Here is a 7,066-nt window from a genome sequence, read left to right on the forward strand (position 1 = left end):
CACGGGATGGACGACTGGTTCGCGGCACAGGTGGAACGGCATGGACCGGACATCCATGCCTACCTGAGCCGCCGGACGGCCGACGGGGTCGCGGACGACCTGCTCGGTGACGTGTGGGTTGCTGCGTACGGCGGGCGCGCCGGATTCGACCCGAATCTCGGCACACCGCGGGCGTGGCTGTTCGGCGTCGCCCGGCACGTGCTGCACGGTCACTACCGCAAGCATCGGCTCCGCAGCACCATGGCTCGCGTCATCGGTATCGACCGCCCGGCCGACGAGACCGCCGCGATCGACGCCCGTCTGGACGCCGCAGCGCTCGCACCGCAGCTACGCGCCGGCCTGCGGTCGCTGCCAACAGCTGAACGCGACCTGCTGCTCCTGGTCGCCTGGGAGAACCTCAGCCCGACCGAAGCCGCGCAGGTGCTCGGCATCCCCGCCGGTACCGCGCGCTCCCGGTTGCACCGCGCCAGACAACGCATGGACGAACGCCTCTCCGGTTCGGCCCAAGTAGTGGACGAAACCACCCGACAGGAGGCTGACCGATGAACGACGACAACTGGACCACCCTGCAGTCCGCGGGCAAGGTCCCGCCGCCCTCACCCGAGGTGCTCGCCCACGCCGCCCAGCGCGTCGAACAGACCGCCTCCCGCAGCACCCGCCGCCGTACCGTGCGCCGCTTCCTGGCACCCGCCCTGGCAACCACGGCGACCGCAGCGGTCATCGGCGTCGTAGCGCTACAGCAGGGCGGCACCCCCACCGCGATACCAGTCGCACCGGCCAATACCCCCACCGTTTCCGCCACCACCTACCCGCCGAGCAAGCCGCTGGGTGACCCCAACGTCTCGCACTCCTGCGCTTACCCACTCACACCGGAGCGGTTCGCCAAGGTGCCGGTCGCCTTCGACGGCACTGTGCTCTCCGCGGTGGAGATCCCCCGGACCGACGAGTCCTGGCCCGCGAGCTGGAACGTGACCTTCGAGGTGAACGAGTGGTTCCGGCCGGGCAGCGGCAAGCAGCAGTTCACCGTGCAGATGGGGATCGGGCCGGGACATCTGGTCCAGACGAGCGTGACCCACGGCTACGAGATCGGCGATCGGCTCCTGATCTCCGGGTACCCGAGAACAGAAGGTGGCGACCCTCTGGACCGGCCGTTTGCCGGCGCCTGCGACTTCAGCCGGACGTATGACGAACCGACCGCCGCTACCTGGCGGAAGGTTCTCGGTAAGTGACTGAGAGGATGTTGGTGTGAGTTCAGGTGAGAGTGCAGCCCTGTGGGGCGGACGGTTCGCGGGCGGGCCGGCCGACGCGCTGGCGGCGTTGAGCAAGTCGACGCATTTCGACTGGCGACTGGCGCCGTACGACATCGCGGGGTCGAAGGCCCACGCCAAGGTGCTGCACCGAGCGGGGCTGCTGACCGACACGGACCTGGACGCGATGCTCGCCGGGCTGGACGGTCTGCTGGCCGATGTCCTCAGCGGCGCGTTCCTGCCGGCTGAGGACGACGAGGACGTGCACACCGCGCTGGAGCGTGGGCTGCTGGAGCGCCTCGGGGCTGAGCTGGGTGGGCGGCTGCGCGCCGGCCGCTCGCGGAACGACCAGGTCGCCACGCTGTTCAAGAGCTACCTGCGCGAGCACGGCCGCATCATCGCCCGCCTGGTCCTGGAGCAGGTCAACACGCTCGCAGACCAGGCCGAGAAGCACCTTGGTGTCGCGATGCCCGGCCGGACGCACCTGCAGCACGCACAGCCGGTCCTGCTCTCTCACCACCTCCTCGCCCACGCCTGGCCGCTCATCCGCGACCTGGACCGGCTGGCCGACTGGGACGCCCGCGTTGCGGCCGATTCGCCGTACGGGTCTGGTGCACTGGCCGGCAGCTCGCTCGGGCTGGACCCGCAGTACGTCGCCACCGAGCTCGGCTTCACGAACTCCTCGGCGAACTCGATCGACGGTACGGCGTCCCGGGACTTCGTCGCGGAGTTCGCGTTCGTCACCGCGCAGGTCGGGATCGACCTGTCCCGGCAGGCCGAGGAGGTGATCATCTGGGCGACGAAGGAGTTCGGTTTCGTCGAGCTGGACGACGCGTTCTCGACCGGGTCGAGCATCATGCCGCAGAAGAAGAACCCGGATATCGCCGAGCTCGCTCGCGGCAAGGCGGGCCGGCTGATCGGCAACCTGAGCGGGCTGCTCGCGACCCTGAAGGCGCAGCCGCTGGCCTACAACCGCGACCTGCAGGAGGACAAGGAGCCGGTCTTCGACTCCATCGACACCCTCGAGGTGCTGCTGCCCGCGTTCACCGGGATGATCCGCACCCTGCGCTTCAACACCGAGCGCCTCGAGGAGCTGGCCCCGCAGGGCTTCTCTCTGGCCACCGACATCGCCGAGTGGCTGGTCCGGCAGCAGGTCCCGTTCCGGGTCGCGCATGAGCTGGCCGGTGCCTGTGTCCAGGAGTGCGAGAAGCGCGGCATCGAGCTGTGGGACCTCACCGACGCCGACCTGGCGGCGATCTCACCGCTACTCACGCCGGACGTCCGCACGGTCCTCACCGTCGAAGGCTCACTCGCCTCCCGCAACACCCGCGGCGGTACGTCGGTAGACCAGGTCACCCACCAGCTGGCCGAACTACACGCCCGCGCCGCCCAGTACACAGCCCGCCTCACGTAGTGCGCCGCTCCCAGCTAGCGGGGCCCGTCCTAGACGTCGCCCCGCTACTACTAGGCACAATCCTCCGCACCACCGCAGCGGAAGGCACAGTCGCAGTCCGCATCACCGAGGTAGAGGCCTACGACGGCCCCAACGACCCGGGCTCCCACGCCTACCGAGGCGAGACACCTCGCAACGCAGTCATGTTCGGCCCACCCGGCCACCTCTACGTCTACTTCACCTACGGCATGCACTTCTGCATGAACGTAGGAGTGGGCCCCGCCGGCACTCCCTCAGCCGTCCTACTCCGCGCAGGCGAAGTCATCGAGGGAGTGGACCTAGCCCGCTCCCGCCGAGGAACACCCACTTCCAAGTCGAACCGGGACCTGGCGCGGGGTCCCGCTCGTCTGTGTGTTGCTCTTGGCATCGATCGGGAGCAGAACGGGGTGGACCTGCTGGCGAAGGACTCTCCGGTCCGCCTGCTCGACGGACCGGGTTTCGACGGTACGCCGTCCACGGGTCCTCGCGTGGGTCTTCGCGAAGCGCCGGACTGGCCTTGGCGGTTCTGGATTCCCGACGACCCGACAGTCTCGCCGTACCGCCCGCACGTCCCCAAACGTCGTACCTAGCGGTTCGCCAGCTCCACGACGTAGTCCAGCTGCGGCAGACCGTGCTCCACCTCTGGGTCCGGGAACAGCCCGATGTGGTGCACCCCAGCCGCCTCCAGCTGATCCAGGTGCGCGGCCGCGTCCTCGACAGTCCCGACGGCACCGATCGCCGTCCACCAATCGACCGGCATCCCGACCAGACCGGCCTCACCGGACTCGGCGTACAACTTCTCCAGCTCGTCGAAGAACGGCAGCGCAGCAACCCCGGCGTACTTCGTCCGGATCCGCTCGCCCAGCCACGGCGCAGTCCACTCGTACGCCGCCTTCCGGTCCGGCCGCACGCACATCGCCGTGAACACCGCGACCACGAACCTCTCCGGGTTCCCAGCGAGCTCCAGCGACTGACGCACGTACGCCGGCGTGGCCGGCTCGGCCAGCACCAGCCCACCGCCGACCCGCCCGGCCAGCTGCATCGACTTCGGCCCCATCACACCCAGCAGAATCGGCGGCGGAGTCACCGGGGGAGCGTCGAGCTGCACGTCCTTCAGGTACACCGTCTTGCCCTCGAAGCTGACCTTCTCCCCAGCCAGCAGCCGAGTGACCGTCGTCGTCACCTCGTCGAGCGCAGTGAGCGGCGACTTCGCCCGCACCCCCATCTGCCCCATCCACTCCTGCACACCGTGCCCGATCCCCGGCAGAAAACGCCCAGGCGCCAGCGCCTCCAGTGTCGCGAACTCCATCGCCGTGACAGCCGCCGTACGCGCGACCGCCGGCACGATCCCGAGCCCGACAGTCAGCCGCTCGGTCGACGCCAGCGCAGCAGACACCAGCGACGGGCCGGCGGTGTAGAAGCAGTCCTCGATGATCCATAGCTCGTCGGCACCACCAGCCTCGAGTCGGCGAGCCACATCGGTCACCAGGGCGGCGGGAAAGGTCCGGGGGAAGCACATCCCGACAGCAGCAGCGGTCTGAGTCATGCGAAGACCGTAGAGGCCGGCACCGACAGTTCGGTAAAGGTCTGTCCAGGCGTCAGCTCCGGTGCGCGTAGCGGCCCCGCCTGCGGGTAGGTTTCGGGTATGGCCCGTCCGCACTACGCATCCCGTCTCGAGGACTGGTTCAACCTGGGGGTGCAAGCGATTCTCCGGCGCCGCGGGTGGCGCGAGCGGATCATCCCGCAGGTCGGTTACGGCACCACGGAGTGCGTGCGGGTGCTGGCACGCGTCGTACTGGGTCGTGACCCGCGCAACCAGCCGCGGTTCGACGAGGACCAGGTGGTGCGTGGCTGGCGAGTCTTCGTCACCGCGCCGGCAGTGAAGGTCCCAGTGACCGTCACGGTCGAGGGGCAGACGTTCGAGACCGTCACCGACCGGGGCGGCCTGGTCGACTTCACCGTGCCGGTGGTGCTGCCACCGGGATGGCACGAGATCAATCTGGGTGTGCACGGTGAGCGGCAGGCCAGAGCGAGCATCTTCGTCCCGGATCCGGAGGCGAAGTTCGGACTCCTCAGCGACATCGACGACACCGTCATCCTGACGATGCTGCCGCGGCCGCTGATCGCAGCCTGGAACACGTTCGTCCGCGAGGAGCAGGCGCGTCGTGTCGTCCCCGGCATGGCCGAGATGTACCAGGAACTGCTGGCCGACCACCCCGGTGCGCCGATCTTCTACCTCAGCACCGGCGCCTGGAACACAGCACCGACGCTGACCCGCTTCCTGGCCCGGCACGGCTACCCGCTCGGCCCGCTCCTGATGACCGACTGGGGACCGACCAACACCGGCTGGTTCCGCAGCGGCCAGGAGCACAAGCGAACCGCACTGCGCCGGCTAGCTCGCGAGTTCCCCGATGTGCGCTGGGTGCTGGTCGGTGACGACGGCCAGCACGACCCCCAGCTGTACGGCGACTTCGCGCAGTCGCACCCGGATCACGTGCGAGCCATCGGCATCCGTCAGCTGACACCGGCCGAGCAGGTGCTGTCCCACGGTCTGCCCGTACCGAACCAAGACCCCGGTGCGCACGATCCGCACCGCCCGACGGCGGCAACGGTGCAGGGCCCGGACGGTCATGCGCTCCGGCCGCAGCTGCGCGACATCCTCGCCCGGCCCGAGCCCAGTTAGGTCCGACTCCTCGTCGTACAGGACACTTGGGGTGTACCGACGTACTCGAGGAGAACAAGTGACGGACAGCGGGACCGAACGCCGTACTCAGGTGCTGGACGAGCTGGAGAGCCGCGGTTTGATCGCGCACTCCACCGATCCGGACGCGCTGCGCAGCGCCATGGCGGCTGGACCGATCACCTCCTATGTCGGCTTCGACCCCACCGCACCCAGCCTGCACATGGGCAACCTGCTGCAGCTGCTGACGCTCCGTCGGCTCCAGCTGGCCGGTCACAACCCGATCGGTCTGGTCGGTGGTGCCACCGGTCTGATCGGTGACCCCAAGGAGAGTTCCGAGCGGGTGCTGAACCCGAAGGACGTCGTGGCCCAGTGGGTCGAGCGGGTGCGCGGGCAGGTGGAGAAGTTCATCGACTTCGACGAGTCGCTGCCGAACCCGGCCCGGATCGTCAACAACTACGACTGGACCAAGGACCTCAACACCCTCGACTTCCTGCGAGACATCGGCAAGCACTTCCCGGTGAACCGGATGCTCGGGCGCGAGGTGGTCAAGGCGCGGCTGGAGCAGGGGATCAGCTACACGGAATTCAGCTACGTGCTCCTGCAGTCGCTGGACTACCTGGAGCTCTACCGCCGCCATGGCTGCACGCTGCAGACCGGTGGCAGTGACCAGTGGGGGAACCTGACAGCCGGCGTGGAGCTCATCCGACGCTCCGACGCCGGCAAGGCACATGCACTTGCCACCCCACTGGTGACCAAGGCCGACGGGACGAAGTTCGGCAAGACGGAGTCCGGCACAGTGTGGCTGGATCGCGAGCTGACCTCGCCGTACGCGTTCTACCAGTTCTGGTTCAACACCGACGACCGCGACGTGATGCAGCTGGTGCGGTACTACACGTTCCGCACGGCCGAGGAGATCGCGGAGCTCGAGCAGGCGACTGCTGAGCGACCGCACGCTCGGGAGGCGCAGCGAGTGCTCGCGGAGGACATCACGACGTTGGTGCACGGTGAGGGGGAGACCCGCGCTGTGCAGGAGGCGTCGAAGGCGCTCTTCGGCCAGGGGGAACTCGCCGCATTGGACGGCGAGACCCTGCGCGCTGCACTGCGCGAAGCACCACACGTAGAACTGGCCGCCGGCGAAGCGATGCCGACGTACGGCGATCTGCTGGTGAAGTCCGGTCTGGTCGCCAGCAAGTCGGCCGCGCGACGCACGGTGGCCGAGGGCGGTGGGTACCTCAACAACGAGAAGGTGAAGGACCCTGAGTACGTGCCTGGTGCAGAGGATCTGTTGCCTGGTGGCGTGCTGGTCCTGCGGCGTGGGAAGCGGTCGTTCGCAGGGGTGCTGCACTCCCACAACTAGGTTGCCGGGGGCAAATTACAAGCTTGTGATTCAGCCCACCGGAAACCGATTTGACCGTCCACCCGGCAGCCACGTAATGTTCTTCTTGTTGGAAGCGAGTGCAGGACGCTGAAGCGGCCGGACCTTCCAACTCCCCCCAAGCTAGTGCAGCTGAAACGCGTCTACGGACTCGGGTCGGCAGCCTCCCAAGTGGGGAGAGAGTCGGAAAAATCAAGACTTGACTTGGTTGATCCACTCCGGTAAAGTACTGCAGGTTGCCCCGGAAGCCCTGAACCGTAAGGTTCGGCTGCGGTGTGCGTCCGATTCTTGAGAACTCAACAGCGTGCCGAAAGTCAATGCCGAAATTT

The 7,066-nt window shown here is 67.9% G+C and carries 7 protein-coding genes; 6 read left to right on the forward strand and 1 reads right to left on the reverse strand.

Annotated elements, in window-relative coordinates; translation table 11 throughout:
• The first annotated feature begins 6 nt into the window (after window positions 1–6).
• Genes ACFTSF_RS38805 through ACFTSF_RS38820 form a run of 4 tightly spaced genes read left to right on the forward strand, consistent with a single transcriptional unit; the run spans window position 7 to window position 3,269 of the window.
• Window positions 7–546: an RNA polymerase sigma factor gene (locus tag ACFTSF_RS38805; RefSeq protein ID WP_380160272.1), complete on the forward strand. Its 540-nt coding sequence runs from the start codon at window positions 7–9 to the stop codon at window positions 544–546.
• Window positions 543–1,229: a hypothetical protein gene (locus ACFTSF_RS38810; protein WP_380160274.1), complete on the forward strand. Its 687-nt coding sequence runs from the start codon at window positions 543–545 to the stop codon at window positions 1,227–1,229. The genes ACFTSF_RS38805 and ACFTSF_RS38810 overlap by 4 nt, the downstream gene beginning before the upstream one ends.
• Window positions 1,230–1,245: 16 nt before the next feature.
• Window positions 1,246–2,661: an argininosuccinate lyase gene (gene argH / locus ACFTSF_RS38815; protein WP_380160276.1), complete on the forward strand. Its 1,416-nt coding sequence runs from the start codon at window positions 1,246–1,248 to the stop codon at window positions 2,659–2,661.
• A complete protein-coding gene (locus tag ACFTSF_RS38820; protein WP_380160278.1) occupies window positions 2,661–3,269 on the forward strand; it encodes a DNA-3-methyladenine glycosylase in 609 nt (202 codons plus the stop codon). Before argH ends, ACFTSF_RS38820 begins: the two co-directional genes overlap by 1 nt.
• Here ACFTSF_RS38820 and ACFTSF_RS38825 read toward each other — a convergent pair.
• Complete coding sequence (locus tag ACFTSF_RS38825) at window positions 3,266–4,225, reverse strand: LLM class flavin-dependent oxidoreductase (RefSeq protein WP_380160280.1); 960 nt, start codon at window positions 4,223–4,225, stop codon at window positions 3,266–3,268. The two genes, ACFTSF_RS38820 and ACFTSF_RS38825, sit on opposite strands and share 4 nt — an antisense overlap.
• A 99-nt stretch (window positions 4,226–4,324) precedes the next feature.
• Between ACFTSF_RS38825 and ACFTSF_RS38830 the strand changes: the two genes are divergently transcribed.
• Entirely contained in the window at window positions 4,325–5,362 is a 1,038-nt protein-coding gene (locus ACFTSF_RS38830; protein ID WP_344165845.1) for a phosphatase domain-containing protein, read from the forward strand.
• A gap of 58 nt (window positions 5,363–5,420) precedes the next feature.
• Window positions 5,421–6,719: a tyrosine--tRNA ligase gene (gene tyrS, locus ACFTSF_RS38835; protein ID WP_380160282.1), complete on the forward strand. Its 1,299-nt coding sequence runs from the start codon at window positions 5,421–5,423 to the stop codon at window positions 6,717–6,719.
• Window positions 6,720–7,066 lie beyond the last annotated feature (347 nt).

It is taken from the genome of Kribbella sp. NPDC056951 (genome assembly GCF_042674205.1).
Lineage (GTDB): Bacteria > Actinomycetota > Actinomycetes > Propionibacteriales > Kribbellaceae > Kribbella > Kribbella yunnanensis.

What these genes read in the sequence shown, in the direction of transcription:
- ACFTSF_RS38805 (WP_380160272.1), top strand. Translation starts at nt 7, where the DNA reads ATGGACGACTGGTTCGCGGCACAGGTGGAACGGCATGGACCGGACATC.
- ACFTSF_RS38810 (WP_380160274.1), top strand. Translation starts at nt 543, where the DNA reads ATGAACGACGACAACTGGACCACCCTGCAGTCCGCGGGCAAGGTCCCG.
- ACFTSF_RS38825 (WP_380160280.1), bottom strand. Translation starts at nt 4,225, where the DNA reads ATGACTCAGACCGCTGCTGCTGTCGGGATGTGCTTCCCCCGGACCTTT.
- ACFTSF_RS38830 (WP_344165845.1), top strand. Translation starts at nt 4,325, where the DNA reads ATGGCCCGTCCGCACTACGCATCCCGTCTCGAGGACTGGTTCAACCTG.